General features: G+C 70.4%; 27 protein-coding genes and 1 pseudogene. 18 read left to right on the top strand and 10 right to left on the bottom strand.

Annotated elements, in window-relative coordinates; translation table 11 throughout:
* The first annotated feature begins 320 nt into the window (after nucleotides 1-320).
* Nucleotides 321-1,202: a hypothetical protein gene (locus tag AB0O40_RS14705; protein ID WP_365040245.1), complete on the top strand. Its 882-nt coding sequence runs from the start codon at nucleotides 321-323 to the stop codon at nucleotides 1,200-1,202.
* 105 nt (nucleotides 1,203-1,307) lie between these two features.
* Here the strand turns inward: AB0O40_RS14705 and AB0O40_RS14700 are convergent, their stop codons facing one another.
* A complete protein-coding gene (locus AB0O40_RS14700) occupies nucleotides 1,308-1,775 on the bottom strand; it encodes a hypothetical protein (protein WP_365040242.1) in 468 nt (155 codons plus the stop codon).
* 154 nt (nucleotides 1,776-1,929) lie between these two features.
* On the opposite strand from AB0O40_RS14700, the gene AB0O40_RS14695 reads away from it, so the two are divergent.
* Nucleotides 1,930-2,652, top strand: a complete 723-nt coding sequence (locus AB0O40_RS14695; RefSeq protein WP_365040239.1) for an HNH endonuclease family protein — start codon at nucleotides 1,930-1,932, stop codon at nucleotides 2,650-2,652.
* 353 nt (nucleotides 2,653-3,005) lie between these two features.
* Here AB0O40_RS14695 and AB0O40_RS14690 read toward each other — a convergent pair whose 3' ends face one another.
* Complete coding sequence (locus AB0O40_RS14690) at nucleotides 3,006-4,064, bottom strand: hypothetical protein (protein ID WP_365040236.1); 1,059 nt, start codon at nucleotides 4,062-4,064, stop codon at nucleotides 3,006-3,008.
* 301 nt (nucleotides 4,065-4,365) lie between these two features.
* A complete protein-coding gene (locus AB0O40_RS14685; protein WP_365040233.1) occupies nucleotides 4,366-4,863 on the bottom strand; it encodes a hypothetical protein in 498 nt (165 codons plus the stop codon).
* Nucleotides 4,864-5,014: 151 nt separating this feature from the next.
* Between AB0O40_RS14685 and AB0O40_RS14680 the strand changes: the two genes are divergently transcribed.
* Nucleotides 5,015-5,218, top strand: a complete 204-nt coding sequence (locus tag AB0O40_RS14680) for a DUF6207 family protein (protein WP_365040230.1) — start codon at nucleotides 5,015-5,017, stop codon at nucleotides 5,216-5,218.
* Between the two features lie 6 nt (nucleotides 5,219-5,224).
* Here the strand turns inward: AB0O40_RS14680 and AB0O40_RS14675 are convergent, their stop codons facing one another.
* Complete coding sequence (locus AB0O40_RS14675; RefSeq protein WP_365040227.1) at nucleotides 5,225-5,803, bottom strand: GNAT family N-acetyltransferase; 579 nt, start codon at nucleotides 5,801-5,803, stop codon at nucleotides 5,225-5,227.
* The gene (locus AB0O40_RS14670; protein ID WP_365040224.1) at nucleotides 5,800-7,230 is read right to left on the bottom strand and encodes a hypothetical protein; all 1,431 of its coding nucleotides are present in this window, start codon (nucleotides 7,228-7,230) and stop codon (nucleotides 5,800-5,802) included. Before AB0O40_RS14670 ends, AB0O40_RS14675 begins: the two co-directional genes overlap by 4 nt.
* Before the next feature lie 87 nt (nucleotides 7,231-7,317).
* On the opposite strand from AB0O40_RS14670, the gene AB0O40_RS14665 reads away from it, so the two are divergent.
* The 6 genes from AB0O40_RS14665 (at nucleotide 7,318) to AB0O40_RS14640 (ending at nucleotide 11,942) form a co-directional block, all read left to right on the top strand.
* A complete protein-coding gene (locus AB0O40_RS14665; RefSeq protein WP_365040221.1) occupies nucleotides 7,318-7,782 on the top strand; it encodes a hypothetical protein in 465 nt (154 codons plus the stop codon).
* On the top strand, nucleotides 7,779-8,036 hold the full coding sequence (locus tag AB0O40_RS14660) for a hypothetical protein (RefSeq protein ID WP_365040218.1): 258 nt from the start codon (nucleotides 7,779-7,781) through the stop codon (nucleotides 8,034-8,036). The genes AB0O40_RS14665 and AB0O40_RS14660 overlap by 4 nt, the downstream gene beginning before the upstream one ends.
* Before the next feature lie 69 nt (nucleotides 8,037-8,105).
* Nucleotides 8,106-8,510, top strand: coding sequence for a hypothetical protein (locus AB0O40_RS14655; RefSeq protein WP_365040215.1), 405 nt, complete (start codon nucleotides 8,106-8,108; stop codon nucleotides 8,508-8,510).
* A 454-nt stretch (nucleotides 8,511-8,964) separates the two neighbouring features.
* Nucleotides 8,965-9,576, top strand: a complete 612-nt coding sequence (locus tag AB0O40_RS14650) for a hypothetical protein (RefSeq protein ID WP_365040213.1) — start codon at nucleotides 8,965-8,967, stop codon at nucleotides 9,574-9,576.
* On the top strand, nucleotides 9,569-11,149 hold the full coding sequence (locus tag AB0O40_RS14645; protein WP_365040210.1) for an IclR family transcriptional regulator C-terminal domain-containing protein: 1,581 nt from the start codon (nucleotides 9,569-9,571) through the stop codon (nucleotides 11,147-11,149). The genes AB0O40_RS14650 and AB0O40_RS14645 overlap by 8 nt, the downstream gene beginning before the upstream one ends.
* Before the next feature lie 103 nt (nucleotides 11,150-11,252).
* The gene (locus tag AB0O40_RS14640) at nucleotides 11,253-11,942 is read left to right on the top strand and encodes a hypothetical protein (protein ID WP_365040207.1); all 690 of its coding nucleotides are present in this window, start codon (nucleotides 11,253-11,255) and stop codon (nucleotides 11,940-11,942) included.
* A 183-nt stretch (nucleotides 11,943-12,125) separates the two neighbouring features.
* Here AB0O40_RS14640 and AB0O40_RS14635 read toward each other — a convergent pair whose 3' ends face one another.
* Together AB0O40_RS14635 and fabV are read right to left on the bottom strand one after the other, a co-directional pair.
* Entirely contained in the window at nucleotides 12,126-12,602 is a 477-nt protein-coding gene (locus tag AB0O40_RS14635; protein ID WP_365040205.1) for an NUDIX hydrolase, read from the bottom strand.
* Between the two features lie 171 nt (nucleotides 12,603-12,773).
* The gene (fabV, locus tag AB0O40_RS14630; RefSeq protein WP_365040202.1) at nucleotides 12,774-14,222 is read right to left on the bottom strand and encodes an enoyl-[acyl-carrier-protein] reductase FabV; all 1,449 of its coding nucleotides are present in this window, start codon (nucleotides 14,220-14,222) and stop codon (nucleotides 12,774-12,776) included.
* Between the two features lie 1,188 nt (nucleotides 14,223-15,410).
* Here fabV and AB0O40_RS14625 point away from each other — a divergent pair.
* Together AB0O40_RS14625 and AB0O40_RS14620 are read left to right on the top strand one after the other, a co-directional pair.
* A complete protein-coding gene (locus AB0O40_RS14625; protein ID WP_365040199.1) occupies nucleotides 15,411-15,641 on the top strand; it encodes a hypothetical protein in 231 nt (76 codons plus the stop codon).
* A 276-nt stretch (nucleotides 15,642-15,917) separates the two neighbouring features.
* A pseudogene (locus AB0O40_RS14620) lies at nucleotides 15,918-16,253 on the top strand (IS5/IS1182 family transposase); the annotation flags it as partial.
* Between the two features lie 173 nt (nucleotides 16,254-16,426).
* Here AB0O40_RS14620 and AB0O40_RS14615 read toward each other — a convergent pair.
* The gene (locus tag AB0O40_RS14615; protein WP_365040196.1) at nucleotides 16,427-17,077 is read right to left on the bottom strand and encodes a fasciclin domain-containing protein; all 651 of its coding nucleotides are present in this window, start codon (nucleotides 17,075-17,077) and stop codon (nucleotides 16,427-16,429) included.
* A 91-nt stretch (nucleotides 17,078-17,168) separates the two neighbouring features.
* A complete protein-coding gene (locus AB0O40_RS14610; protein ID WP_365040193.1) occupies nucleotides 17,169-17,846 on the bottom strand; it encodes a hypothetical protein in 678 nt (225 codons plus the stop codon).
* Nucleotides 17,847-18,147: 301 nt separating this feature from the next.
* Between AB0O40_RS14610 and AB0O40_RS14605 the strand changes: the two genes are divergently transcribed.
* A complete protein-coding gene (locus AB0O40_RS14605; protein WP_365040190.1) occupies nucleotides 18,148-18,492 on the top strand; it encodes a hypothetical protein in 345 nt (114 codons plus the stop codon).
* A 100-nt stretch (nucleotides 18,493-18,592) separates the two neighbouring features.
* A complete protein-coding gene (locus tag AB0O40_RS14600; protein WP_365040187.1) occupies nucleotides 18,593-19,015 on the top strand; it encodes an ATP-binding protein in 423 nt (140 codons plus the stop codon).
* A 183-nt stretch (nucleotides 19,016-19,198) separates the two neighbouring features.
* On the opposite strand, the gene AB0O40_RS14595 is transcribed toward AB0O40_RS14600, so the two are convergent.
* On the bottom strand, nucleotides 19,199-19,417 hold the full coding sequence (locus AB0O40_RS14595) for a chaplin (RefSeq protein WP_365040184.1): 219 nt from the start codon (nucleotides 19,415-19,417) through the stop codon (nucleotides 19,199-19,201).
* 449 nt (nucleotides 19,418-19,866) lie between these two features.
* Here AB0O40_RS14595 and sigK point away from each other — a divergent pair, with 449 nt between their 5' ends.
* From sigK to AB0O40_RS14570, 5 genes are all read left to right on the top strand, one after another.
* Nucleotides 19,867-20,391, top strand: a complete 525-nt coding sequence (gene sigK, locus AB0O40_RS14590) for an ECF RNA polymerase sigma factor SigK (protein WP_365040332.1) — start codon at nucleotides 19,867-19,869, stop codon at nucleotides 20,389-20,391.
* A complete protein-coding gene (locus tag AB0O40_RS14585) occupies nucleotides 20,388-21,137 on the top strand; it encodes an anti-sigma factor (RefSeq protein WP_365040181.1) in 750 nt (249 codons plus the stop codon). The genes sigK and AB0O40_RS14585 overlap by 4 nt, the downstream gene beginning before the upstream one ends.
* Before the next feature lie 63 nt (nucleotides 21,138-21,200).
* Nucleotides 21,201-21,467, top strand: coding sequence for a redoxin domain-containing protein (locus AB0O40_RS14580; RefSeq protein WP_365040329.1), 267 nt, complete (start codon nucleotides 21,201-21,203; stop codon nucleotides 21,465-21,467).
* A 612-nt stretch (nucleotides 21,468-22,079) separates the two neighbouring features.
* On the top strand, nucleotides 22,080-22,319 hold the full coding sequence (locus tag AB0O40_RS14575; protein ID WP_365040179.1) for a chaplin: 240 nt from the start codon (nucleotides 22,080-22,082) through the stop codon (nucleotides 22,317-22,319).
* Between the two features lie 880 nt (nucleotides 22,320-23,199).
* On the top strand, nucleotides 23,200-24,756 hold the full coding sequence (locus tag AB0O40_RS14570) for a DUF4331 domain-containing protein (RefSeq protein ID WP_365040176.1): 1,557 nt from the start codon (nucleotides 23,200-23,202) through the stop codon (nucleotides 24,754-24,756).
* Nucleotides 24,757-24,826: the final 70 nt, after the last annotated feature.

Genomic DNA, 24,826 nt, shown 5'->3' with positions numbered 1-24,826 from the left:
CGGGGGACTTGTGCCACGCGAAAGCGGTAGGCCACCAATGACGGCCGATTGCCCCGCAGACACCGCCGCGCCTCGCCGGCGCACCTCGGTTCCACAGGCAGCCCATCCGGGCGTCCCGTACCCACGCGTCGCGCTGCGCTATCCTGCGCGAGCAGCCGACGAAACGACCGGCTGGTGGTTTGCGGCGCTGCCCGGACAGCCCCGACGCCCCCAAGGGTGCGATACCCAGTCGTTCAGCACTCGCCGTCCGCTCAGGTCCGATGCTCTGGCAACGGTCACTTCGTCCGGCTGTGGTCCGGGACGCGCCGCAACGGAGCACCATGCCCTACAGCCATGACAAAGCCGCCCTCGCTGAGTGCGAGGAGCTTCTCGCGATCCCCGCGAACTACCTCCGCCGGATGCGACGGCGCAACGGCAGGATCTGTCTGGACGCCGGCGCCCTTGGCCAACAGCAACTGCAAGCGCTCCTGTTCGACTGCTTCTTCAGTCGCGGGTCGGAACATCCGTTCGATCTTCGCGGTGCGCGGACGTTCCCCGACCTTCTGGCCTACGTCGGCTGGGTGGCTCCCCAACCCGACCGACTGGTTCTTCGAGTCAGGGCAGCCGCCCGTGTGTGCAGCTACCTCCTGCCCTACATCAGAACGTTTCAGGACGGCTCATTCGAGGTGTCCGGTATTCCTGGCCTCCGCCTTGAGCGAGTGACGAGCAAGGGGTTGTTGCTCCACCACCTGCCCACTCACGGAAGGATCGAGCTTCGCGAGAGGACCGGCGAACCCTCTCACCAGCACATGCGGGACGCGCTGGAGGGCGAAGCGCAGGGGAATACCAGCCTTGGGGTGCCCGATGTGAACCCCATGCAGGCCTGGACCAAGGCCTCCTTGACGCAGGGGGAATCGGTGATGGCCCATCACTGGGCGCCCACCGCCACCACCGCCCTGCGCAGTGCTCTACTCGTCCGCGCCAACCTGCTGTGGTCCTCTCCCCGCCACCGCGCCCACCTCACGCCGGCTCGCCGAAGCAACGCCGACCGATGCCTGCGATGGGCCACCGGCCTCACGGTTACCGAATTGGGCAGCTTGCTCACCAACAGCGCGGTGAGAATCCCGGAGGCCCGCTTCAGCGCACCCACCAGCGTTGCCGGTATTGGTCTGATTCAGCTCGACGGCGGCATTCTCGAGCTCCAGGGGCAAACAGTGCCATAGCCGAACCGACCGATCCGGCACCTGCCCCGGGGGAAGCCGGATGTCCCTTCCGAGACTTCCAACCGCCAGCCGGGATTTGAGGCAAGGCCCCGGGAGGGAGCGAATTCAGTGTGGCTGGCCTGCCAGGTCGACGATCATGAGGTCACTCAGTCGGAGCGTGTACCTGATCTTCGTGTCCGCGCTGCCTCCCCAGTGCTGGGTGACGACCACGCTCGCCCGGCCGTCCCGGCGGCCGGTGAGGCGCACCGCCCAGGACCGCGGCCTGTCCTGGGCCTGGTAGACCGGGTCGGCCCAGTTCGCCTGCGACCAGGTCTCGAGGCGGCGGATCAGACTCGGTGTCAGGTAGGAGCGCGCCCGGCGGGAGCGGGGGCCGTTGGCGCTCCACCAAGTGGTGCTGTAGGCCACCAGGAAGGCCTCCACACGATCGCGTGGACCGGTGGCCCGCTGCGCCAGCGGGCCTTGCGCGACGGTCGGCGCGGCCGGGGCCCCCGATCCGGCGAGCAGCACCGCCGCGGCCGCCGTCACGGCCGGGACCCAGAGGCGAGCGGCCTGCTTCCATCGCGTGTAGATCATGGTCGGACAACGATCCGGCCTGGCTCCGGACACCCTGAGCGGCCGACGCACGACCGTTGCAGGCGCGTTTCAGCGGTGAATCGGGCCGCCCGGACGGGTGACTTGCAGCCCGGGCGGCTGCCCGGACGTTTCTGTGAGCCGTACACCAGCCTCTGTGATCAAGAACTTGCTGGTGCGCGCCTTGCCCGCCTTCGCCCTCGCCGTCCTGCCAGCCGTCGTGGCCCCGGCCGCCTATGCCGTCCCGTCCGGCCAGCGGGCCGCCGCGCCCGTTGCCGGTGGTCCGGCAGGGGTTCGTGCGCCGTTGCCGTTGGTGGAGGCGATCGACCGGCTGCCCGTTGCGCGCGAGCACCGGGAGGGCTACCAGCGCACCCTCTACAAGCACTGGAACCGCGGCCTGAACCCGAGCGACGGCTGCGACACCCGCAAGGAAGTCATCCTGGCCGAAGCCGTCGAAGCGCCGCAGGTGGCAGCCGGGTGCAAGCTGACCGGCGGGACCTGGCGCAGCGCCTACGACGACACGGTGGTCACCGACGCGGCGCGACTGGATGTCGATCATTTCGTCCCGTTGGCCGAGGTCTACGACTCCGAGCCCGCCCCGTGGACGGCTGCACGGCGGGAGGCGTACGCGAACGACCAGGACTCCCCTGACACCCTCATCGCCGTCTCCGCCGCCTCGAACCGGTCCAAGGCCGACAAGGACCCCGCCGAGTGGATGCCGCCGAACGCCGCCTACCGGTGCACCTACGCGGCAACGTGGGTGGGCACCAAGCTCCGCTGGGACCTGGCCGTCGACACCGCAGAGCACCAGGCGCTCATGGAACTGGCCGCCCAGTGCCCGGTGACCACGGTGGTCTACGAGCCGGCCCCGGCCGTGTAGCGGGAGCAACCCCGAGCCCCGGGTTCGTGAGAGAGGCCGGGGCTCGGATGGCATCCGCTTCGCCGCTCCGATGGACGGCACGCCTTCGACCTCGCCCTCGCGAGGCCCACCGGCCCCGACATCGCGCGGGACAGCACGTTCACCGTGGAGCGGGGGGAGGACGGTCGGGGACGAGCACGAAGGGTTCCTTCCACATGAAGCGACCGAGCGGACGCTCACGGTCCACTTCCAGGACGCCGCTGGTCTGTGGTGGGAAAACGAGCCGGATCCACGCCCCGAGTGGCTGGCCGCGGGGTACGGGGGGCGTTCGCCCTGCCAGTACTTCCACCCGGTCTCCGCCGTGCCACCGACGCTCAGCGGGACCCGCCGGACGTTGGCGACCTGACGGAATCGAGCCAGCGGTGCACGCTGGCCGGTACGGAGCGAGTGAGCTTCTTGTGGGCGGCATAGAGGGCGGTCTGGTCCCGTTGGATCCGCCTCAGGCGATCCCCGCGACGGTGGATCGTGCGCAGCTCCAATGTCCCCGGCCGCTCCGGCTGCAGGGAAGCGACGGTGGTGGTGCACTGGTCGCTGTATCCGGGCGGTAGGTGGCAGTTGCAGACTTCGTCCGTGACGGTGACGGGCAGGCCCCAGCCCGGTGCTGACAGCAGCGCCGCCAGCCGACGGTGGCCGGCAGGGCCGTGGCCTTCACCGAAGGTGGGGTCGATGATCCAGCGCTCACCGCCGTCACGTGCGCGGGAGTTGAGCCAGCCGGTCACCGACAGCGGAACTCCCAGGGAACGGATCAGCCCGGACCGACGCAGCAGGCCGCTGGTCAGCCAGTCCGAGGCCCCAGGGCCGCGGCGGGCCGGCTGCCGGTAGGGGCGCTCGGCCGGGTGCAGGCTCTGAGCCCGCCCTTGGTGGCACGGCGTCATTCCCCACGTGCTCATCCGCTGGTCCTGGGTCTCGACCGCCTTTAGCCACTCCTTGGGGTCGAGGCCCAGCAGCACGGCGGAGGCAGTCGTGCCGAGCAGGCGCAACACCACCTTCCCGTTCTCGACGTGGGTTCGAGCCCCAGGCACCCCCTTAATCTCCCCGTACTCGTCAGCACGCGGCAGCAGCACCGTGGCAAGGTCGAGGACCTGGGTCTCCTCGACGTCGCCCCGCCCGACCACGTCGGGCTCGAAGCGAATGAGAAGGCGGTCGGAGCGCGGGTCGACGTACTCAATGCCCCAAGGGTGGAGCGTAGTGATTTGCCGCCAGGCCAGAGCGGCCATCACCCCTGCCTCCAGAGCGAGTTGGTCGGCATCCGGCTCCGGGATGAGCACAGAGCCGGGAGCGGCAGCCTCGACTCGCGCGAGCGCGGTCTTCCAGCCCAGCCCGGTGTACAGGCGTAGCAGCTCGGCACGGCGTTCGACGACGGTGGCCTTCATGACTCGGAGCCCCTCACAGCGCACAGCCGGCCCGACACAGCGCACGCAGTACGAGGTCCCACGAGTTGGTACGGATCATGAGGCGGTGCCAGCCGAGTTGGCTCTCCCACGGTGTGCCCGATGTCGGGTCGCGCACAGGGACTGGGGCCCCGCCGGGCCCACCGCTGCGGATTCAACCACACCGGTAGGGAGACGGGGCCTGGAGACCGTGATGCTGGACCGCGATCTCACCCGAACGCCTCACTGATGGCATCGTCGGTGAAGCACAGCTGGACCAGCGAGTACCAACGACAACCGTGGTCTACGAGCCGACCAACCGGTGGGGCGCTCGGGGGCCGGGCGCCGAGCCTCGGACCCGGTATCCGGTGAAGGGCCGGGTCACCCCGGCCTCGTTCAGGAGGTCGCAGCCTGCTTCGAAGTGGGCCCGGATTGCCGTGTACTCCGCGGCGTCCATCTCGGAGGCGGGCACGCCGTCACGGAGAACCTTGACATCGACCTGTTGGTCGCATGCGGTGAGCCACCGCCGGAAAGCCTGGTTTGGAGGAGCGTGCAGGTGTTGGGCGAGCCGTTCAGCGGGCGGCCGGTTCGTCTGCCCGATGTAGCGGACGCCCCCGGTCCAGCGGTCGGTCAGAGCGTAGATGATCCCCGGGCGGTACTGCCTGTCCGGCTGGTAGGCACCGCGCCGGGCGCGCTCCGCGTGGATCTTACACGTGTCGCCGGTGTTCGCCACGGCGTTGCAGCGCCGCCCGGACATCGCCAACGCAGTGCACTGCGGGCGTCCACCCAGGATCGCGGGCATCGTCACGTACTCCTTCGGTCAGGACAGAGCGCGAGGGCTGGCCCTCCTCTCCCGGCGACCGGGCAGTCCACGGGATCACTGCCAGGGCACTCTATGGAGTGGAGCCCGTCCACGGGCGAAACCAGGCGACCCGAGTAGGGGTTCGCCGGTCATGGACGACGAAGGCCTCATCACGATCGAGATCCGCGGCAGCGAGAAGGCTGCGGTCGAGGCAGCGCAGCGGATCGCGGACCTGTTCCTGTCGAGCGGACCCTGTCGGCTGAAGAGGACTCCCGGTGAGCGGGACGTGGAGGTGCGCGTGTACGCGGATGTGGCCCGGAGGGCGAAGGACGGCGGCTATCGCGACCCCGGGTGAGAGCGCTCAGGCGGCCGGGTGGTGCTCCGTACCGACGCGGAGCACGAGCAGGTCGTAGACGGGCCCACCGGGCTCATTGCGGTAGGGGCCGGCGTAGGCGTAGCCGAGGCGGTCGTAGAGGGCGCGGCCGCGGGGGTTGTCGGGGTGGACTAGGAGGGAGGACCACTGGGGTGCGATGGCGGTCACCAGCTGGTGGTGCAGGCGGGTGCCGATCCCTCGACCCTGCCAGGTCGGGGTGACGGCGAGTTCGCACAGTCCCATGAGACGGCCGGCCCGGATGTGCTCGGGGATGGCGGGCAGGAGGTCGGGGCCGTACCAGTATTCGGGGGTGGCGGGGAAGGCGTAGGCGAAGCCGACGGGGCTGCCGTGGGCGTAGGCGGTGACGAGGACGAAGCCTTCGCGGCGGGCGTGGCCTGTGATCTGGCGGCGTAGGGCATCGGTGGAGAGGCCGTCGGTGGTGGCGCCGGGGGTGTCGACGAGTTCGGGGTGGGCGTCGGCCCAGATGTCGGCGAGGGTGTCGAGCAGGGCGGGGACGTGGCCGGGGCCGTAGGTGCGGATGGCGACGTCGTCGGTGTGGGTGGTCACGTCCGTCCTCCCTGGGTGGTGGTGATGGTGCGGTACTGCTCGATCCAGTCGGCGACGGCCGGGACGCGTGCGTGGCGCTGGAGTGCTCCGGCGACGCCGTGGAGGGACTGGAGCAGGCGGTCGGAGCGGACTTCGGGCAGGAACGCAAGGACGCGGCCGGCGGCTTCGGCGGCTGCTTCGGGCTCGGGCCGGTGTCCTACTGCATGTTGGATCGCGATGTCGGCGGTGTACAAGGCCCGGTTTCGGGCGAAGGCGGTGCCGTGGAGGAGGACGGCCTGCTCGGCGCCGGCGGCGGCACGTTCGTGCTGGCCGAGATCGGCGCGGGCGAGGGCTTCGAGGCCGGCGAGTTCGGCCGGGGTGAAGAACTCCAGCCACCCCGGGTCGGCGTCACTGGGTCCGGCGGCGTAGTGGTGGTGCGCACGGACGATGGCTGCGTCGGTGGCTGGCCGGTCGCCCATCAGGGCCCAACCGCCGGCTTCGCGGACGTGGAAGAGGGCCAGCAGGCGCGGTGAGCCCAGGTGTCGGGCGGCGGCTTGGGCGCCCTGGGCGTTCGCGACGGCTTCTCGGGGGCGGCCCTGGGCTTTGGCAAGGAGGGACAGGCAGCCGAAGGCATGGGCTTCGAGGGCCCGGTCGTCGGCGATGCGGGCGGCGGCGAGGGCTTCGCCGTAGAGGGAGTGGGCGTCGGCGGTGCGGCCGGAGTCGTAGGAGAGCCAGCCGGCGGCGATGGACAGGTTGCCGGTGGCGGAGCGGAGCTTGGTGCCGGTGCGGTCGGTATACGTGCCGGCCTGGAGCCAGGAGTAGGCGGTGTGCAGGGCCTCGTTGGCGGCCTGGCGCAGAGGGCCGGATCCGTGGTCGTGGTCGTGCCCGTACAAGGCGGCGACCGCGCCGGTGACGGCGCGGACCTCGACGGCGCCGATCCGGCCGGTGCTGCCGCCGGTGGTGGGCAGGGTCAGAGCCACGCCCGCGCCGTCGCGGAGGAACGACCTGCGGTTCACCGATCCACTCCCCTCTCCCGCCCCGTCGCCGCCGGGCGCCTGTGGGGGCTCGGCTGGTCGGGGGCCGGCGCCAGCGAACCCGAGCTGGTGCATTGTCCGGCCGGTGTAGGCGGTCAGGACCCGCCGGTAGACGGCGCGAGGGCAGGCGACGTCGCCGTCTTCCCAGGCGGCGATCAGGCGCGCGGTGCAGCCGATGTTCTCGCCCAGCTTCTTCGCCTGCTCGTTCAGGGCCTTGGCCAGTTCGGGGCGGGACATCTGGAACTCGGCCTCGCGCAGCGCGCGTAAGTCCCGGTTGGGGTGACGGTCGGCCATGCCGGGCTCCGAGTTGTGGCGTCCGCCGGGGCGGGGCGGGAGGGCTGCGACCGTACCGCGCCCCGACTGGTTCTTGCCCGCTCCTTGCTGCATCTGCACCGGCCCGGTGCCGAGTTGCATCGCTCTTTCATCGTTCACGCGTCGCAGGCGGTACCCGTGGGCTGATTGCGTGGAGGTGGGACACGCAGGAGGGATCGGGAGGGTGTCATGGCGAAGAGCTCCAGCCCCACCTGGCACACGCAGGCGGCCGTGACCGACGAGCGTCGGGAGCGGTGGCGTACGGCCCCGTGTGGTTCCGGCTGGGTGCCGTGCGGGCGGGCTTGGGACGCGCTCGCGATCAGCCCGTTGGAGCGGGGCCTGGACGCGCTCGCCGTCCTGCGGATCAGCCCGCGCCGCGGGTACCCGGTCCTCGCCGACCACATCCAGGACGTCCTGTACGTGATGGTCCCGCCCGGCACCGGACACCTCGCCGCAGGCGTGCCGGGGGTACGGGTGCTGTCCACGGGTGCCGAACTCGTCGTCCCGTGGGGGCCGCCGCACGGGAGTCCGTCGGCTCACTGGGTCAGCCCGCCGCGCGAGGACCCGCCTCCCCTCGTACGGGCCGAAGAGCTCGCCGACGTTCTCCAGTGTCTGGGCGCTGCTCCTTCCCGATCCAGGAGGGCGGCTTCATGACGAGCAGCCCGTATGCCGGCGGCGGCACGCCTGATGTGGAGCTTCCAGCGGCCATGCGGGGGCGGGCTTCACGAGCTGCCTGCACTGTCGTCGCGGGCGACGTCGTCGCCGTGGACGACCAGGTCCACGTCGTGGAGCGTGCGGTCGCCCTGTTCGGTACCCCCGCGAGCCCGTACATCACCCTGCACTTCACAGACGGCGTCCGACACCGCGTGCCCGCCGGCTGGCCGCTGCCCGTCGACCGCCACAACTGAGGCCCGGCAGCCGCAGCAGTGCCAGCGACCTGGCATCCCAGCCCAGCCCATCCCACCTGGAGGTCCGGCATGACCGACGACCAGCACACCGCCCTTCCCGCACCCATGCGCGCCTCAATGCTGACGGCGCTCCAGCCTCAGGTCCCGGCCGGGCCGTCGTTCGGGCGGGACCTCGTCCGGACCCTGCACCAGGCCAGCGCCGTTGTCGTCGGGTTGGCCTCCGGGGGCGAGGCGGCGTGCAGCGATGTGGAGGTGTCCGCGTTCGGCGCGGTCGTGTGCACGGGTGACACTCCAGCCGACGCTCTGGAGGCTGCGGCCGCGGTCGCCCGGCGGGCTCCCTTGCTGGAGATCCACGCTCTTGTATGGGCCCGGGTCGAGGGGGACGACAGTGCGGTCGAGTACAAGATCACGATGACGGTGTCGGCGCCCGAGCCGGGCGTCGGCGAGCACGGCGACTTCAGGCACCGTGCCTAGCAAGCCCTCTCTCGACGGTCACAAGCCGCCACGGCCGGCCGCCGGTCGGCGTGCAGCGCTCGCGCGGAACTCGACCGATCACATCTTGTCCGATGATCGGTCAATGCAGGGCAGTTCCGATCATGCGTTAGTTCCAGGGCCGAATCTCCGTAGGACACAGGTGAAGGCGCCGAGTGCGCCGGTGAACCTACGACGATCTGGAGCCTGTGATGACGCTCCCGGAATGGCTCGCATACGCCCCGGCGCTCAGCAGCACCGCCGGCGCGTTGCGCGCTCTGTGGCGCCTGGCCTGCCGCAGGCCGCCCAGCCGGCCGCCGGCACTCGACCCCCCTTCGTGCACCTGCGCGACGTGGCGGGTCATCCGGTACGAGGCTCCGGACGGAGCGGTGCTGACCGCCTGGGACCTTGGGCCTGTTCCCGCGGCGGCAGGCCCGAGCAAGGAGCACCGCCCGTGGTGAGCGGCGATCCGGCCGGCGACGGCCACGGCGAGGCGGTGGCCCAGGTCCTGCTGAGGGCCCACCCGCGGTGCATCCGCGCCGCGCTGCGCTGGCTGCGCGGCAAATGCCCGTGGCTGCCTCCGACCTGGCACGAGTGGGCGGCCGAGGAGGCCTTCTACCGCACGGCCATCCAGTGGCTGACCGACCCGTCCCTGGCGCACCGGGATCCGCTGCCCTACTGCCTGACGACGGTGCGCAACCTCCTCACCGACCACCTCAGGAGCAGCAAGCCCATCCCCACGCCCCGGGACCCTAGCCTCGTGGGCGCGGAGGACCAGCCGTGGGCGCGGGCAGAACGGATCGCGCAGGAAGACGCCCGCCTGCTCGAGGAGGAGGTGATCCCCGCGATCGGGCGGATGCCCCGCACGCAGCGCCGGGACGTGCTGGAACTTCAAAGCCGCGGGGCCGACGACACAGCGATCGCTTTGGACCTCGGCATCTCGCGCGGGCAGGTCCAGTCCCAGCGCGCCCGGGGCATCCCGGAATTGCGCCAGGAACTAAAGAGGCGGATTCGTCTCAAAGAGGAGCGCACGCGGCGGCAGCGCGGGGAAAGGTACTCCAGTGAGTGACGTAACAGGGGACGCAGTCCACTCCACCGAACCCGAGAACGCCGACCGGCTCGCCGCGCTGATGTCGCGCCTTCGCGGACCGGCCGACTACTGGGACCGGCCCGACGGCAGCTGGGCCACCGCCGGGAACGCCGACGACGGGCCTTCACACCAGGACGTGAACAGCCACTACCGGCTCGGCTCCAAGGCGCTTCGCCAAGGCGACACGGCCGCCGCAGAAGCATGGCTCGGAGAGGCTGCCGAGCACGGGCACCCCGGCGCGCTATTCCGCCTCGCGGCGCTCACCGCCCGCGTGCTCGGCCGCCACGGCTACTACGACATCATCCAGCTCGTACACTCCGCAGCCCGCCTCGGCCACGGCGATGCCCGGGCGTTGCGGGACAACCCGGCCGCCTTCCCCGGCCACGGCCACCCCGTTCAGGACAACGAGTTCGCCGGCGAAGTCCGCGCCGCCCTCATGGCAGGTGCCGCACCCGCACGCAGTGCCCAGTTCTCCTCCTCTCCCCTGCGCGCGCCACAGCTGACCGTGGCCTCCCGGCAGGTGCCCAGCCAGGGATCGGCTCCGGCACGGTGGAAGGCAGTAGAGCGGGCGCTTCGGATCCTGCACGTCCTGCACGCCTCCTCCGTGGCCCTAAGCCCCGCGCAGCTCTCCAAGCGGGCTCGCCTCCCGAAGGAGGCCGTCGAGCAGATGCTGCCCTGGTTGTGCCAGCAGGGCATGGCCGACGGCCTGCCCGACGGCGGCTACACCCCCGGAGGCGACCTGCTGGCCCTCGCGCAAACCTCGGGCGGCTCGGCCGACAACGCGCTGCAGCGCACCCTCGCTGCGCTGCGCGACGCGGTCGGCGCCGCGGTCTACGTCAGCAGCTACGACGACGGCGAGGTCAGCATCTCCCGCTGCTCCGACGGCCCCGAAGCCCCCCGCGTCTACGAGTGGGTCGACTTCCGCTTCGCCGCCCACGCCAGCGCGGTCGGCAAAAGCCTCCTGCAGCAGCTTCCCTTCGAAGACCGGATGGACCACCTCGCCCGCCGGCGCCCGGTCCGCCTCACCTCACACACCATCACCGACCCCCGCCTGCTCTTCGACACCATCGACAAGCACGGCCCGAGGTCCCCGCAGTTCGACTGGCAGGAGTACTCCACCCGTGAAGTGTGCGTCGCCGTGCCTCTCAGCTTCGGACGCGCCGAAGCACTGGCCCTCTCCCTGCCCGCCAACCAGCAACACCGGCTCCAGAAGGCCGCCCAGATCCTCACCGACCAGTCCGCCACCGTGCTCCTGAGCCTCCTCCTGAGCGGCAACCCGCCCCTGGAGCCCACCACCACCACGCAGCACGAGATCGCCGTCGTCCCGCCCACCGGCGGACTGCTCCTCACTCGCCCACCCGCCATCACCGTGCGCACCGGACCGACACCCGCACGCACCGAACAAGACGTCGGGCCCACCCGGCCCGCTGGCCCGAACCACCAGGGCACCGACGGCAAGCCGGCACTCGACTGGTCCCACGTGGTCGCCGACCTCAACGACCACGGCGTCCCCCTCCAGCCCATCGGAGAAAGCTACGCCGCCGCCATGTAACGCAAGCTGGCCCCCTACGCCCCGCGCCCCACCGGGGCGGCGCGTACGGGGCCAGCCCTTTAGCTTGTCGTTTAACCTCGATCGGTTACAGAACGCCACATGCATGATCGAAGTGTTGAGGGATTCCGTGTTGGAGCTGGTGTCGGACGACGACTCGCTGGGCGGCATGCGCCCGGTCCTGGACGGGGATGGGGTCGTCTTGGGTTACGAGCCCCAGGAGGGTTTCCCGGATCGCTGCTGGATCCTGCATGCCGTCACGGTGGGCGGACAGTGGGTCCGGTGGGACGACGTGCTGACGTGGGTCGGCAAGCGTCTGGAGGACTGGCAGTTCACCCCGTCCTTCAGGGTGTTCGAGGGGCTGGACCTGCCCGAAGACTTTGAAGGCCCAGACGTGGGAGAAATCGACCGCGCTAGTCTGGCCCGCCTGGTCGAGGTCCTGGCCCGCCATAGCCCCGACGGTTTGCGCACGGAGTGCTACTGGGCCCAGGCCGCGATCGAGGACATCGGCTGTCCCATCCCGGCCCGCCGGGGCCGGCTGGATGAGGCACTTGGCCACCACGATGCCTGCTCGTGGCCAGACCGAACCGCAGGCACCCAGTTCCCCGCGCACTGGTGGCCCCTGGAGGGGTCCTGGTTCGTCCTGACCGACTGGGACCTGAGCGCCACCGAGGTCTTCGGCAGCCCGGCCCTGATCGCCGACCTTCTCGCCGATGACGAGCTGGACGCCGTGCGCCACCCGAGCATCGCCGAGGTGCAGGGCAACTGCATGCAATGGCGCGAGCGGGCCAACTGAGCCCACTGCGCATCCCACCTGCCTTCACTCTCTCGAACGGCGAGTAGTACAGGTTCACCCACCCGGGGATTTGCCGGGCAGGCGGACGGCCCCCGCATGAGCATGCGTTCCGTCACAGAACCGCACTCATACGAAGGCCGTAGGAGCGAGTGTGCTGCACCACGATGCCCGGCACGAGTCGAGTCACTCGAGGTAAGTGACGGTCTCGGTACGCCGGGCTGCATCCGCTGCCCGGAGCAACCTCATCGACTCGGCGTCCATCAGGGGTTCCCAATCGGGGAGCGGGTGCGACGCCAGGTCGCTGTGCTCCCGGGGGTCGAGCGTGATGGCGTCGAGCTGCTGGTCGGTCAGCGTCCCGCCGTCGAAGATGAAGCCCACGTTGCTCCGCGGCCAGGCCGGGCCGGGGAGGGCGAAGGAGACGGCCAGGAGCCGCCGCGGCCCGCTGAAGGCGATACCGGTCTCCTCCTGGCATTCCCGCAGGGCGCACTGCCAGGGGGTCTCACCATGTTCCATGGTTCCGCCCGGCCACTGCCAGGGGTACGGGCCGGACACCGCCCGCAGCAGAACCGGCCGGTTACGAGTGTCGGTGAAGTGGAGACACGCGTAGCTCGTCGCGTTGGCCACCTGCTCGACGTACCGCTCGACCGCCGTCCCTGCCACCACGTGCTCCTCGCCGCCTGGCACCGGGTCGGGCGTGCGGCCAGCCCCGTCGTTCGAGCTTGGCAGCTTCGGCCGTCGGCGCAAGGCGCCCCGCCTGACAAGTCGACTCGGGTCTCCCGACAAGCCGACGGCCCGCCCCGAGGGGGGCGAGCCGTTCTCGGTACTCGGTCCTTAAGGCGCGGTGGTGGGCCAGGGTACTTCGGTCTCGACGGGCTGGGTGTAGTCGACGCCGTCGATTCCCCACCCGTAGAGGGCGCGGATCTGGCTCATGAACCAATGCGCGCCAGCCTGGGCGAGCTGGAGTCCGTCCTCGGGATTGGTCCACAGGTCGCGGACCTGGGCCTGGACCTGGTCGTCGAGTTCCCACTGATCGAGGCGGATGCGGCCGGCGTCGTCGAGGTGCAGCGGGGTGGTGCCGGTGAGCTGGTCCCACAGGTCCTGCGCCTGCTGGTGCGTGGAGCGGAAGCCCTGCTCGCCGAGGATGCTGCGCAGGAAGGTCGTGTACAGAGCGATGGCGGGGATGGCGCTGGAGGCCTGGGTGACGGCGGCGCCCGCCACCGCGGTGAAGGCCTGGCCGGTGCCGATCAGCTGGGTGTCGAGCTCGTGGGCAGTGCGCTCCAGGTGTTCCTTGGCGGCGCCGATGGTGCCGTGGCGGTAGACGGGCGCGGTGATGTCGGAGCCGATGTAGGTCAGGGCGACGGTGGTGAAGCCCTCGGCCAAGAGCTTGCGGTCGGTCAGGGCGTTGACCCACAGGCGCCAGTCGTCGCCGCCCATGACGGCTTCGGTGGCGGCCTTCTCGGCGTCGGTGGCCGGCTCCAGGTGCATGCCGGTGACGTGCGGCAGGTCGTCGGTGAAGGCGAGCGCGGGGGCGGTGTAGGGGGTGTGGAGCGGCTTGATGACGGAGTGGTGGACCTCGCCGGTGTCCGGGTCGGTGCGGCGGGGGGCGGCGAGGCTGTAGATCAGGTAGTCGACCTTGCCGTACCGGTCCTCGACCAGGTTCAGGACCTCGTCCTTGGCCGCCGTGGTGAATGCGTCGGCGTTGATGAAGTGGAAGTCGTGGCCGGCCGCGTGGGCGAGGCGGGCCGTGGCCGCGGTGCGGTACCAGCCGGCGCTCGCGGAGCGCCGGTCGGTGGCGGCGGCCTCGTAGGCGACGCCGACGCCGCGGATGCCGTGCTGGCGAAGCCCGGTCAAGAGGGTGGCCAGCCCGTAGCCGGCGCTGTGGCCCAGGAGCAGCACGACGGGGGCGTTGCCGTCGGGGCGCGGGGGGATCTGCTCCCACATCTGCTCGACGGTGGCGGCGGCGCCGGTGGGGTGGGAGTTGACGATCAGGAAGCCGCGCTGCTTGGGGTCGATGGTGCGTGGGGTCACGGCGGGTTCCGTTCCGGTCGGGGCGAGTCGGTCAAGGAGCCTGCGGAGGTCCGCGATCGTGTCCAGGCGGCCGGTCTCCTCGTCCGGGATGGTGATGGCCAGCCGGCCTTCGAGGATGGTGACCAGTTCGGCCAGGGCGAGGCTGTCGATCCCGAAGTCGTGCTCCAGGCGGCCGTCTTCAGGGAGCGTATCGGCGGGTCGGCCGCTGACCGTGGACAGGGCGGCACGGAGATGCGGCTCCCGGCCGAGCACGCAGACCGCTCGGCCACGGCCTGGACCCCGACGGCAGCGGGATAGCGGGCACCCAGCCTGTCGAGACGGGGCGGCGGAGTCCCGGGCGCGTAGTGATCACAGGGCGGGGCAGACGCAGGGCTTAACCAGCCTGGTCTGGTGAGAGACCTCGCGCCACCACACGATCACAGCACGTGGTCACCGGCAGGTGCGGGTGGTCTTATTCGGCTACGCCGCGGCAAGATGCCGCGCACCTGACGGCCCCCTCCGCCCCGAGAACGGGGAGCCGACCGTTTCGGGCTCCCTCCACGAACGGCGGAGAACCATGTCCCCCGCCCTGACCATCCACGTCGCCACCCGCCCCGGACAGGTCCTTGTGACCATCGCCGGGGAACTCGACATCGACACCCGCGCCCAGGTCCACGCCGTCACCGACCCGATACCACTGGCCGGACAGACCCTGACCCTCGACCTCAGCGGCCTGGCCTTCATGGACTCCAGCGGAGCTCTTCCTACACCTGCAACACCGCGCCGACACCGAAGGCGGCACCCTCCACCTCGCCGGCCTCCCCCACCAAGCCCTCCACGTCCTCGACCTCACCGGCACCCGCCACCTCTTCACCCTCCGCCCCACCCCCGTCCGCTACGCCCGCACCATCACCTGGTAGCCGCCTTCCCCCAAGCGCCGGCCGGCCCGCGCACGCCACCACCCGGGCCGGCCCGCCCAGAGACCGCAGGACGAACCCGGCCTCCACCAGACCCTGGTGCCCCACACCCACCCCGACGCTTCCGCGCAGCAGCATCCCCAGCTAGACCGCCACCGTGGCCGGCGCGGTGATACCCCCGTCCAGCTGGTGAAGCCCCCACCCGACCTGCGCATTCCGCACGGTAGAGCCGGAGCTGCGCAGGGCCGGGGCCGGGCCGGACGACGACCGGGCCAACTCGGGGACGGGCCAGAGCACGGGCCACGGCGGCGCGGTCCCGGGACCGAACCGGCGCACGGGCCGTACCGCTCCGGCCCTGGGCCGATAAACAACCCGTACCAGCCCAGGACCCGGCCCGGCACCGTCCCGAAGCAGAGCCGGCGCCAAGCCGGCCCGGGGTGTCGACTTCTCCGCCGTCCAGGTAGACCGCGCCCGCGACTTCTGGCATGACACCCCCGGCCTGGAGTTCGTCCACGCCGAGGCCTGCGCCTTCCTCGACCAGGACATGCGACTGTGGGAAGCGATCTACTCGACGTGGGGTGCTGTGTGGTTCACAGACCCCGACGAACTACTCCCCCGCATCGCCCGCCGCCTCACCTCCACCGGCCTCTTCGCCTTCTCCCACCGCGAGCCCATCGCCGGCCAGTACGGCGCGCAGAAAATGGGTGGCACATGGCTGGAAGGCCGCGAGAGCGCACTGACGGTGCTGCGGTGGCAATACATCCCCCCCAAATAGTGGACAGACGCACTCAAGCGCCACGGATTCACCGACGTCCAAACCGACGTCATCCCCTCGCCCGACGGCAACCTGGGCACCCTGCTCATCACCGCGAAAGTCGTCTGACCAGACAACTCCGCCTGAGACCAGCAGCATCCAGGCAACGGGCCAGCAACATGCTCAGGGGTATCCGACGGCACTCCGCCTGTGGCCCCTTCATACGTCGGCGCGGGCAGAGGATTCTGGCCGGCGAGCCTTCGCCAGCCTGGCGTTCACCCAGGATCCTGCCACGCTCTCAAGTCCATGATCATGGGTAACCAGACGAGACACGCCCCCACCGGGGTCCTCGCCTCAAGCCCCGCAAGCTCCACGCGGACAAGGCCTACGAGATCCCCGAGCTGCGGACATGACTCGGGGAGCAGCGCAACGGCGACCGGACCGCCCGTACGGGGCATCGGGTCCTCGGAGCGACTCGGTCGCCGCCGCTGGGTGATCGAGCGCACGATGCCCTAACTCACCGGCCACCGCCATCTCAGCCACTGCTACGAACGCCACTCCTGCAACTCCAGGGCACGCCTGGGCCTCGCCACCGCCATCTGCTGCTACCAACGGCTCGTCCGCCTCACCACATTGCAGACGGACTTACCTGATGTTCGTCACCGGCCAGCCGCCCCAGGGCCGCCTCCGAGTCTGTCGCCTTCTAGATACAACGCCGTTCAGTTACGCCCCACGACCGGTGGCCGCCCTCTTCGGGAAGGAGGCGAGGCCACCGGTCGTTGACAGACGAGTGCTCCAGCCGATGGCTACTTCGGCATCAGGACGGTGTCGACGATGTAGACGTTGGCGTTGGCGGTCTTCACGTTGCCGCAGACCACGTTCGAGGTGTCGTTGACCTTGTACGCCTCGCCGGAGCCCTTTGTGGTCACCATGCCCTTTTCAAGGGTTTCGAAGGAGCCGTTCTCCAGCTGCTTGGGGGTGAGCTTCTGGGCGACGACGTGGTAGGTGAGGATCTTGGTGAGGGTGGCCTTGTCGGCGAGGACCTTGTCGAGGTCGGCCTTCGGGATCTTAGCGAAGGCGTCGTTCGTGGGCGCGAATACGGTGATGTCCTTGGCGTTGTTGAGGGTGTCGACCAGGCCGGCCTGCTTGACGGCTGCGACGAGGGTGGACAGGGCGGGGTTGTTGGAGGCGGCCGTGGCGACCGGGTCCTTGGCCATGCCGTCGAAGGAACCCGCACCGTCCTTCGGGACGCCTGCGCAGGCCGGGCCAAAGGGCTGGTCGCCGGTCATGGAGTCGCCCGAGGGGGTGACGGCGGCCGTCTGCGCCGCGTCGCCTGCGGCCGCGGTCGGAGCGGCCTTGGTGTCGCTGTCGGAATCGGAACAGGCGGCCAGGGCGAAGGGCAGAAGCGCGGCTGCGGCTACGGCGATCGCGGTGCGGCGGATCTTCATGCTGTTCATGATCGATTTCTCCTTGAAGGATCTGTCTGGGGGTTGTTGACACTGGTGGTCGTGCTGCCCAGCACTCGGCCGTGAGGCCGAACCGGGTGGCTCAAGGGACGGTGACGAAGACGCTGTGCCAGCGCTCGCTCCGTCGGGGATGGTGCAGGTGCGCTGTTCGGTCTGCACCTGTCCGCTGCCGTCGGTGGCGCGGACGGTGATGGTGTGTCCGCCTGGTGCGGTCTTCCAGGGGTGGGACCACTGACGCCAGGCGTCCACGGTGGCCTGGGGGCGAGGTCGGCGTCCTGCCAGAGGCCGTCGTCGATGCGGACCTCGACGCGCGTGATGCCGCGGTGCTGGGCCCAGGCGACCCGGCGATGGTAAGCGTGCCGGTGGTAAGGCGGGCGAAGGGGGGAAGGGCGTCGCCGATGCCGGTGGAGTCGGGGCGGCTGAGGGCGGCTGCGCTGCCGACGATCCCGAACAGGAGGACGCCGGCGGCGCCGGCTCGCCGGTGCGAGAGAGCAACGATGCCCAGACCGATCACGAGGACGGCGAGAGTCGCAAGGATCCCGAGCTGCAGGACGATCCTGTCGTTCTCGCCGAGCGTGCGAATCGCGAAGTCCTTCACCGTGGCGGGCGTCCGGTCGATCACCGCTCCTCCTACGACCGTCACCGGACCGGCCGCCGGGCGCACCAGTCCGGCGACCAGCTCGGCCACGGCCAGAGCCGTGAACGCGGCCAGAACGCCGGCAAGGTCGGCACGGGAGAGGATGCTGCGAAAGCTGCTCACACCCCCCATTCGGCGGCCCTCATCCGGTGGATTGGTCTCGCCTCCGAACGAGTGAACCCTGCGGCGATGTTGCCTTCACCGCGTCTGCGCACGGGCCCCGCGCCGGCCGGGGTCAGTACGGGGCGGGGCCGATTCCAGGGCCTGTGGGGGTGCGGTCGCCGGACAGGCGGGTGGGCCACCAGGCGCGGGGACCTGGCCGATAGATGCAATCCGGGTGGTTGTCGGCCCCGAATGCCTTGCGTGAGGCACCGGCAGGGGCCGCTGCACAGCAGGATCTACCGGCTTCAAGGAGGTGAGTGCGATGACCGCATCCGTGAACGTGCGACGGCTGGTGGCCGAAGCGTCCGTGCTGGGCTCGGCCGCCGCGGCGAGCGCCACACCGGCCAGTGTGGCTGCGGCGGTGCGCGGAGATCCCGCCACCGGCACGAGCGGTGGGACTGCCACCAGTGGTGCCGCTGGGCGAAGGGCGAGCGGGCAGCGGGCCAGGAAGTGGGTCAAGGGCTACTGGGCACCAGGGCAGCTGCATGAGGGCTACCGGGACCACCACGGGAAGTGGCACAACGTCTGGTGGGGCAAGGGCTACGGGAAGCAGCGCTGGGTTCCCGACCACTACGTGAGCCGTTGGAACTGCCACGGCAAGTGGTAGCACCGGCAGGGCCGTCGTGGGTTCCGGGGACTACCGGGGTCCCACTGCCGTTCCGGCGTTCTGCGCCGCCCGCGGACGCGGGTGCCGCCCGTCACGAGGAATGATCATGGATAGCGTCATCGGGTCCTGCGGGTGTCAGGCGGGGCTGCACCTTGCACTGTCGCCGGGTGCGCAGGCAGCCGGGCACGCTCGGCGGGCCGTGGCCGAGCTACTGGCCCGTCAGCCCTCAGTCTGCCCACGCACGGTCGCCGAGGATCTCCTGCTGATCGTGTCGGAGCTGGTCACCAACGCGGTTCTGCACGCCCAGGGCCCCTACGCGCTCACGATCGGCCTGGACCCGGAGCGGGCGTGCATCGCTGTCAGCGACGGCACCCCGGGCCTGTACAGGCACCGCGGTGCGCGCGGCGGGCTGCGGATCAAGCCGGGCGGCCGCGGGCTGGAGATCGTCCGGGCTCTCGGCGCGGACCTCGTAGTCAGCCACACGGGCCTCGGCAAGCAGGTCATCGCGGTCCTCATCTGGTAGGCCGCGCTCTCGTAGTGGGGTGCTGCGGTGGCTGTGCCGACAGCCGCCCGCAGCCGACCCTCCGGGCAGCGGGCGCGTGCGACGTGTACCCAGGCCGCGTTGCGTCCCGCATCAGGTCGGGTCACCGGACGGCGCCTCCCCGCCGTGAGGTCGCCTGACCGGGGCTCTCGCCCCCGCCGGTGGTCAGGCGTTGATGCAGGTGTTGGTGAAGGACGGGTTGTGCAGTCCGACGACGCTGACGGTGTTGCCGCAGGCGTTGACCGGGATGTGGAGGGGCACCTGGTTCAGGTTGTCCGAGCCTAAGCCAGGCGAGCAAACGACGTCCTGCGTGCCTGCGTCGGCGGACGTCGCTGACGCCCCGGCCGCCAGTACCACGGCCGGACCTCGTCGTACATCGACCATGTCTTCAGGTGCCTCCGTCAAAGGTGGGCAGCCGCGCGTGGGTGGCGCGAGGCCGGTGAGAAAGCCCCGTGAACGCTTGCGGGGTCCCTTACACCGGCTCTGCGCCGCCGCCCGCCCATCCGGCTTGCCCGAAGGTCCCGGCTTCCCTCCAACGGTCAATCCCGGCGTGTGAGGGTGACGGAGCAGCCTCCCATCCGCAGGCCGGTCGGCTACGAAGAAGAGACGACACACGCCCAGGTTCCGCCGGGCCGGACCGTCCCTTGGGGGCGGTCCGGCCCGGCACGAGCGAGGACAAGGACCGGCATGCAATGGACGCCATACTCCCCAACGGCCCGCCCAGGCCGTCGCTTCGCCTTCTCTCCACGGCCGGAGCCCCGCAGGTGATTCAACCGATCCCCTTCCCGACCGGCCGCCCCGCGGACCTCGCCCGCGGCCATCTGAGCGATGTCATGCAGAAGGTCGCCCACGGAGACAAACAGGCCTTCTCCGCCCTCTACGACGCTCTGGCGCCCCTAGTGTTCGGGATCGTGGTAAAGGTCGTGCGTGACCGGGCGCAGTCCGAGGAGGTCGCTCAGGAGGTCATGATCGACCTGTGGCGGCAGGCCGCCCGCTACCAGCCCGATGCCGGCAGCGTGCAGACGTGGGCGGCCACGATCGCCCACCGGCGGGCCGTGGACCGGGTCCGCTCCGCCCAAGCGGCCGCCGACCGCGAGCACGCCCAGGCCACCCGCGAACACACCACGGCCTTCGACGAGGTCGCCGAACAGGTGGAGACCCGCCTGGAGTCCGAGCAGGTCCGCCGCTGCCTGCGCGGTCTGACCGAACTCCAGCGTCAGGCCGTCACTCTGGCCTACTACCGGGGGCTGACCTACCGTGAGGTCGCCGAAGCCCTGCGCACTCCTCTTCCCACCATCAAGACACGCATGCGCGACGGGCTCATCCGGCTCCGCGACTGCATGGGGGTGACCACGTGAGACACCACGCCACCGACGCCCACACTCTCGCCGCCGCCTACACGCTGGGCGCGCTCGAGGACGGCGAACGCCAGGCCTTCGACGCCCACCTTCAAGCCTGCGAGGCTTGCCGGCAGGAAGCCGCCGAGTTCGAGGCGACCGCCGCCCGCCTGGCTGCAGCTGCCTCCCAGCCGCCACCCGCTGCCGTCAAGGGGCAGGTCCTGGCCGCCATCGACGGGGTCCGCCAGCTTCCGCCGCGCGTGCCCGCCCCCGCCGCGGCGCCCGCTCTCAGCGGCATGGTTCGCCGGCGGGCTGTGCCGCTGGCGCTGGCCGCCAGCGTTGCAGCGGCCGTCCTCGGCGGCGTAGCCGTCTGGCAGACACAGCACGGGCAGGAGATGAAGCAGCAGGCCCACCAGGCCCGGCAGGAACTCGACGCGGTCGGGGCTGTCCTGGCCGCCCCCGATGCCCGCACCGTCCACGGCAAGGCTGCCAACGGTGCGCTGACCACCGTGGTCGCCTCCAACCGGCAGAACAGGGCCGTCTTCTCCGCAGCGCACCTGCCCGCACCCGGGGCGGGCAAGACCTACCAGTTGTGGCTCGACCACGACGGCACCATGCGCCCGGCCGGACTCCTCGACCACGACGGCACCGTCATCCTCACCGGCGATTCCGCCGACGCAGGCGCCGTCGGCCTCACCCTCGAACCCACCGGAGGCTCCCCCCAGCCCACCACCGACCCGCTGCTCCTGATGCCCCTTCCCGCCTGACCCGGCAGCCGGGCCGGTGGGCGCCACCCCCTTGAAACGAGGTTCCATGGCCCCCACCCGAAGATCGGGGAACCCCTCGGCGACTTCTACCGGCCCGCCGGGCACCTGAACGGCGAAACCTTCCACCGCCGCGACTACACCCTGTGCGAGCAGCACGGCACACCCCTCGTCCTCGCCTTCTACCCCGGCGACGACACCCCCGGGTGCACCGCACAGCTGTGCTCCTGCTCCGACGGCCTGGACCACCTCCAGTCGGCTGGAGCCGGTGTGTGGGGCCCCAGCCCCCAGGGCGTCGACAGCCACAAGCAGTTCGCCCGACTCGCCCCCTGAACACCCCCTCCCGCAACCAGCCGTCCCCACCGCCCGTGGATCTCCTCCAAGCCGGCCGCCGGGCCGCTGCGAAGCTGCTCCCCCGTCCGGTTCGAACCCAGATCCGCTCGAACCGCAGCAGATGTCGGAACACCCCGCCCCGCGAACAGGGTGGTCGACCGGAACACCCCGCCCGGGTCGACCGCCCGGTCCGCGCTGATCCGTGCCGGCGGCGGTCAGATGCCCGGCGACCTGGCCAGCCGGCTCAGGGCGAAGCGGACTGGTGCGGCCCAGGGGCCGTAGCCGGCGGCACCCTGCACGGCTGCAGCACGGTGGTCAGGCGCCCAGGACGGCGCGGACACCTGCGCCCGCCTGTGGCTGGCCCATGCGCGAACGCCGCGCCCGGCTCGACACCACGGAGCTGACCGCACTCGCCGACCTGCATCGACTGGGCCCGCCAGCCGCGCCCGGTGCGGGAGCGAGTTCGGCCAGGTGCAGGAGACGAGGTCACTCCTTCGAGGGAAGCCGGACATCGAGGCCAAGCCGGCCCGTGGGAGACCAACGAAGGGACCGTGCGGGCCTGCTGCGGGCCCGCCAGCGCGTGAGCGCTGCTGGTTCATGAAGGAGAGCCCGATGTCCCGTCTTCTGAAGAGTGCAGGTCTCGCCCTTGCCGTGGGTATGGCCGTCGTCGGCGGCGCGTCCGCGGCATCAGCCGACGCCGGAGCATCCGGCGCCGCCATCGGATCCCCCGGCGTGCTGTCGGGGAACCTGATCCAGGTCCCGATCCACATCCCGGTCAACGCCTGCGGCAACAGTGTCAGCGTGATCGGCCTGCTCAACCCGGCCTTCGGCAACACCTGCATCAACAGCTAAGACCCTGCCCCCGGTTCGTCCCGCACCGCCAACAGGACCTCTGGGACGCGCCGGTTAGTTCTCCTCCGGTCCAGATGGGTCTCCCCGCCGTGGACCGTCCCTCTGATGTCCGACCGGAGGGGAACTCGCGGGGTGGTGAAACGGCAGGATCACCACCCCGTATCCGGCACAGCGCTTGATCGCAGCCAGCAGCCGAACCGCGTGGCCAACTCCGGATCAACGCGAGCAAACACCTGAGGACGGGGAGCGTAGGAGCGATATCGCAAGCCGGCGGCCGGTCCAATTCCAAGCACCACCGAGAGCCGCATGGCAGCCCATTTCGCCATTTCCGTTTACAGATTACGGAAACGTTTCTTCGATTCGATTCTTTACGACCTTCATGGCCATCTACGGATCGGCCCATCCCGCCCAGCGCATTCGCTACACACAATGACCATGCCGCTTCACGTCCCCCTCCCAAGCCTCCCGCTCCTTCGTTGACGCATTTCAGCGCCCCTTCAGCCCTTCAACGCATTCTTATTGCACATGGGTCGCAATAACACTACACTCCCCGATCGGCCTAGCAGTTCTACCGCGTGTTGCAACAAATTAATTGGACTCTCACTACCCCTCCGCGCGGCTGTGGTCAGGCCATTTACGACGGCTTCAACGCGACAGCATTCAGGGCGCCGGGAATTAGGGTCACGCACTGCCGACTGGACATGGTTTCCTTCCGTCTGCGCGGCCGGAATGCAGCGGCGCTGGCCAGGGTCGGCGGGCCCGGCTCCTGCTGATGTCTTTCGGGCGCGTTGTCCGACCCAGTGGTCACCCCATCTCCCAGTCCTTGTGCGGCCGCGCCGTGTGCGTGGTGCGACAGGGACCGCAGTCGAGAGGAACACCCTTGAAGTCCACCTCCGCACGGCCTCGTTCGCGGCGTGTGCTCGACCAGTCCCTCCTCGTCCTGGGCGCCGGCGCGCTCGCGACCAGCCTCGCCGTCCTCACCCTCGCTCCGGGGGTCAGCTCGGCCTCCAGCCACCGCGAGGCGCCGCTGATCGCGGGCGACCCCCGTGCGGACAACACCGACGTGTACGCGTACACCAGCCTCGACCGCCCCGACTCGGTGACGTTCCTGGCGAACTGGATCCCGTTCGAGGAGCCCAACGGCGGCCCGAACTTCTACGCGTTCGGTGACGACCTCCGCTACAACATCAAGATCGACAACACCGGTGACGGCGTCTCTGACCTCACCTACACCTGGCGGTTCCACAACAGCTACCGCGACTCCGCCAACCAGTTCCTCTACAACACCGGCCCGGTGACGTCGCTCGCCGATCCGGATCTCAACTTCCGGCAGGTCTACGACCTGGTGCTCTCCCATGGCCACGAGAGCAAGGTCCTGCTCTCGAACGTGCCCGCGGCCCCCTCCCGCGTGGGGCCGGCGTCCATGCCGGACTACGCCGCCCTGCGCAACCAGGCGATCTTCAACGTCCCCGGCGGTGGCAAGACCTTCGCCGGGCAGGCCGAGGACCCGTTCTTCGCCGACCTGCGGGTCTTCGACCTCCTCTACGGCGGCAACCTGTCCGAGCGCGGCCAGGACACCCTCGCAGGCTACAACGTCAACTCCATCGCACTGCAGATCCCCAAGTCTCAGCTCGCGCTGAAGGGGAACCCCGGGCGCAACCCGGTCATCGGGGTGTGGTCCACCACGGACCGTCGGGGGGTGCAGATCTTCGACTCCCGCGACGGGCAGCACGGCGACAAGTGGAAGCAGGTCTCGCGACTGGGCAACCCGCTCGTCAACGAGGTCGTCGTCCCGCTGAAGTACAAGGACGCCTTCAACACCCTCAACCCCGACCAGGACCGCACGGTGCAGCCGGTCGTGGACAAGGTCCTGGACCCGACCCTGCCCAAGTTGATCCAGCAGGTCTACGGTGTCCCGGCCCCCACGGCCCCGCGCAAGGACCTGTTCGAGATCTACCTGACGGGTATCTGCAAGGCCTGCGGTCCCATCCAGGCCGACCTCAACGCGCACAGCCTCAACAAGGACGCCAAGCCCCGCCGCATCGTGCCCGCGGAGGAACTGCGCCTGAACATGAACGTGCCGCCGGCCGCCAACCCCAACCGGTACGGCGTTCTTGCCGGTGACCTTGCGGGCTTCCCCAACGGCCGTCGCCTGACGGACGACGTCATCGACATCTCCCTGCAGGCCGTCGAGGGCGCCGCCCAGAGCGGCCAGCTCGTCCCGGCCCTCGCCGACGGCGACAAGGTCAACGCCAACGAGGTGCCCTTCGGCGCCTCGTTCCCCTACCTCGCCCTCCCGCACACCAAGTCCGTCAACAGCGGCCCCAACGCTCCCGAGCGCTCCGGCGCCAAGAACGCGGCGGCCCTCGGCGGCTTCGGCGCCCTGCTCCTCGGTGCGGGCGGATTCCGACTTCGCCGCCTCCGCAAGTCCAGCTGACCCCACCACTCCGGGCGGGGCCGAGGTCGGTCCTCCGGTCCCGCCCGGACCACCCGTCACTCATTCCACC

It is taken from the genome of Streptomyces sp. NPDC089919, assembly GCF_040684615.1.
Lineage (GTDB): Bacteria > Actinomycetota > Actinomycetes > Streptomycetales > Streptomycetaceae > Streptomyces.
This window is presented reverse-complemented; position numbering and strand designations above follow the sequence as displayed.

Coding starts and splice junctions, on each gene's coding strand:
- AB0O40_RS14705 (WP_365040245.1), top strand. CDS start 321: ATGCCCTACAGCCATGACAAAGCCGCCCTCGCTGAGTGCGAGGAGCTT.
- AB0O40_RS14700 (WP_365040242.1), bottom strand. CDS start 1,775: ATGATCTACACGCGATGGAAGCAGGCCGCTCGCCTCTGGGTCCCGGCC.
- AB0O40_RS14690 (WP_365040236.1), bottom strand. CDS start 4,064: ATGAAGGCCACCGTCGTCGAACGCCGTGCCGAGCTGCTACGCCTGTAC.
- AB0O40_RS14685 (WP_365040233.1), bottom strand. CDS start 4,863: ATGCCCGCGATCCTGGGTGGACGCCCGCAGTGCACTGCGTTGGCGATG.
- AB0O40_RS14680 (WP_365040230.1), top strand. CDS start 5,015: ATGGACGACGAAGGCCTCATCACGATCGAGATCCGCGGCAGCGAGAAG.
- AB0O40_RS14670 (WP_365040224.1), bottom strand. CDS start 7,230: ATGCAACTCGGCACCGGGCCGGTGCAGATGCAGCAAGGAGCGGGCAAG.
- AB0O40_RS14665 (WP_365040221.1), top strand. CDS start 7,318: ATGGCGAAGAGCTCCAGCCCCACCTGGCACACGCAGGCGGCCGTGACC.
- AB0O40_RS14660 (WP_365040218.1), top strand. CDS start 7,779: ATGACGAGCAGCCCGTATGCCGGCGGCGGCACGCCTGATGTGGAGCTT.
- AB0O40_RS14655 (WP_365040215.1), top strand. CDS start 8,106: ATGACCGACGACCAGCACACCGCCCTTCCCGCACCCATGCGCGCCTCA.
- AB0O40_RS14640 (WP_365040207.1), top strand. CDS start 11,253: ATGATCGAAGTGTTGAGGGATTCCGTGTTGGAGCTGGTGTCGGACGAC.
- AB0O40_RS14625 (WP_365040199.1), top strand. CDS start 15,411: ATGCGACTGTGGGAAGCGATCTACTCGACGTGGGGTGCTGTGTGGTTC.
- AB0O40_RS14615 (WP_365040196.1), bottom strand. CDS start 17,077: ATGAACAGCATGAAGATCCGCCGCACCGCGATCGCCGTAGCCGCAGCC.
- AB0O40_RS14605 (WP_365040190.1), top strand. CDS start 18,148: ATGACCGCATCCGTGAACGTGCGACGGCTGGTGGCCGAAGCGTCCGTG.
- AB0O40_RS14600 (WP_365040187.1), top strand. CDS start 18,593: ATGATCATGGATAGCGTCATCGGGTCCTGCGGGTGTCAGGCGGGGCTG.
- AB0O40_RS14595 (WP_365040184.1), bottom strand. CDS start 19,417: ATGGTCGATGTACGACGAGGTCCGGCCGTGGTACTGGCGGCCGGGGCG.
- sigK (WP_365040332.1), top strand. CDS start 19,867: ATGCAGAAGGTCGCCCACGGAGACAAACAGGCCTTCTCCGCCCTCTAC.
- AB0O40_RS14575 (WP_365040179.1), top strand. CDS start 22,080: ATGTCCCGTCTTCTGAAGAGTGCAGGTCTCGCCCTTGCCGTGGGTATG.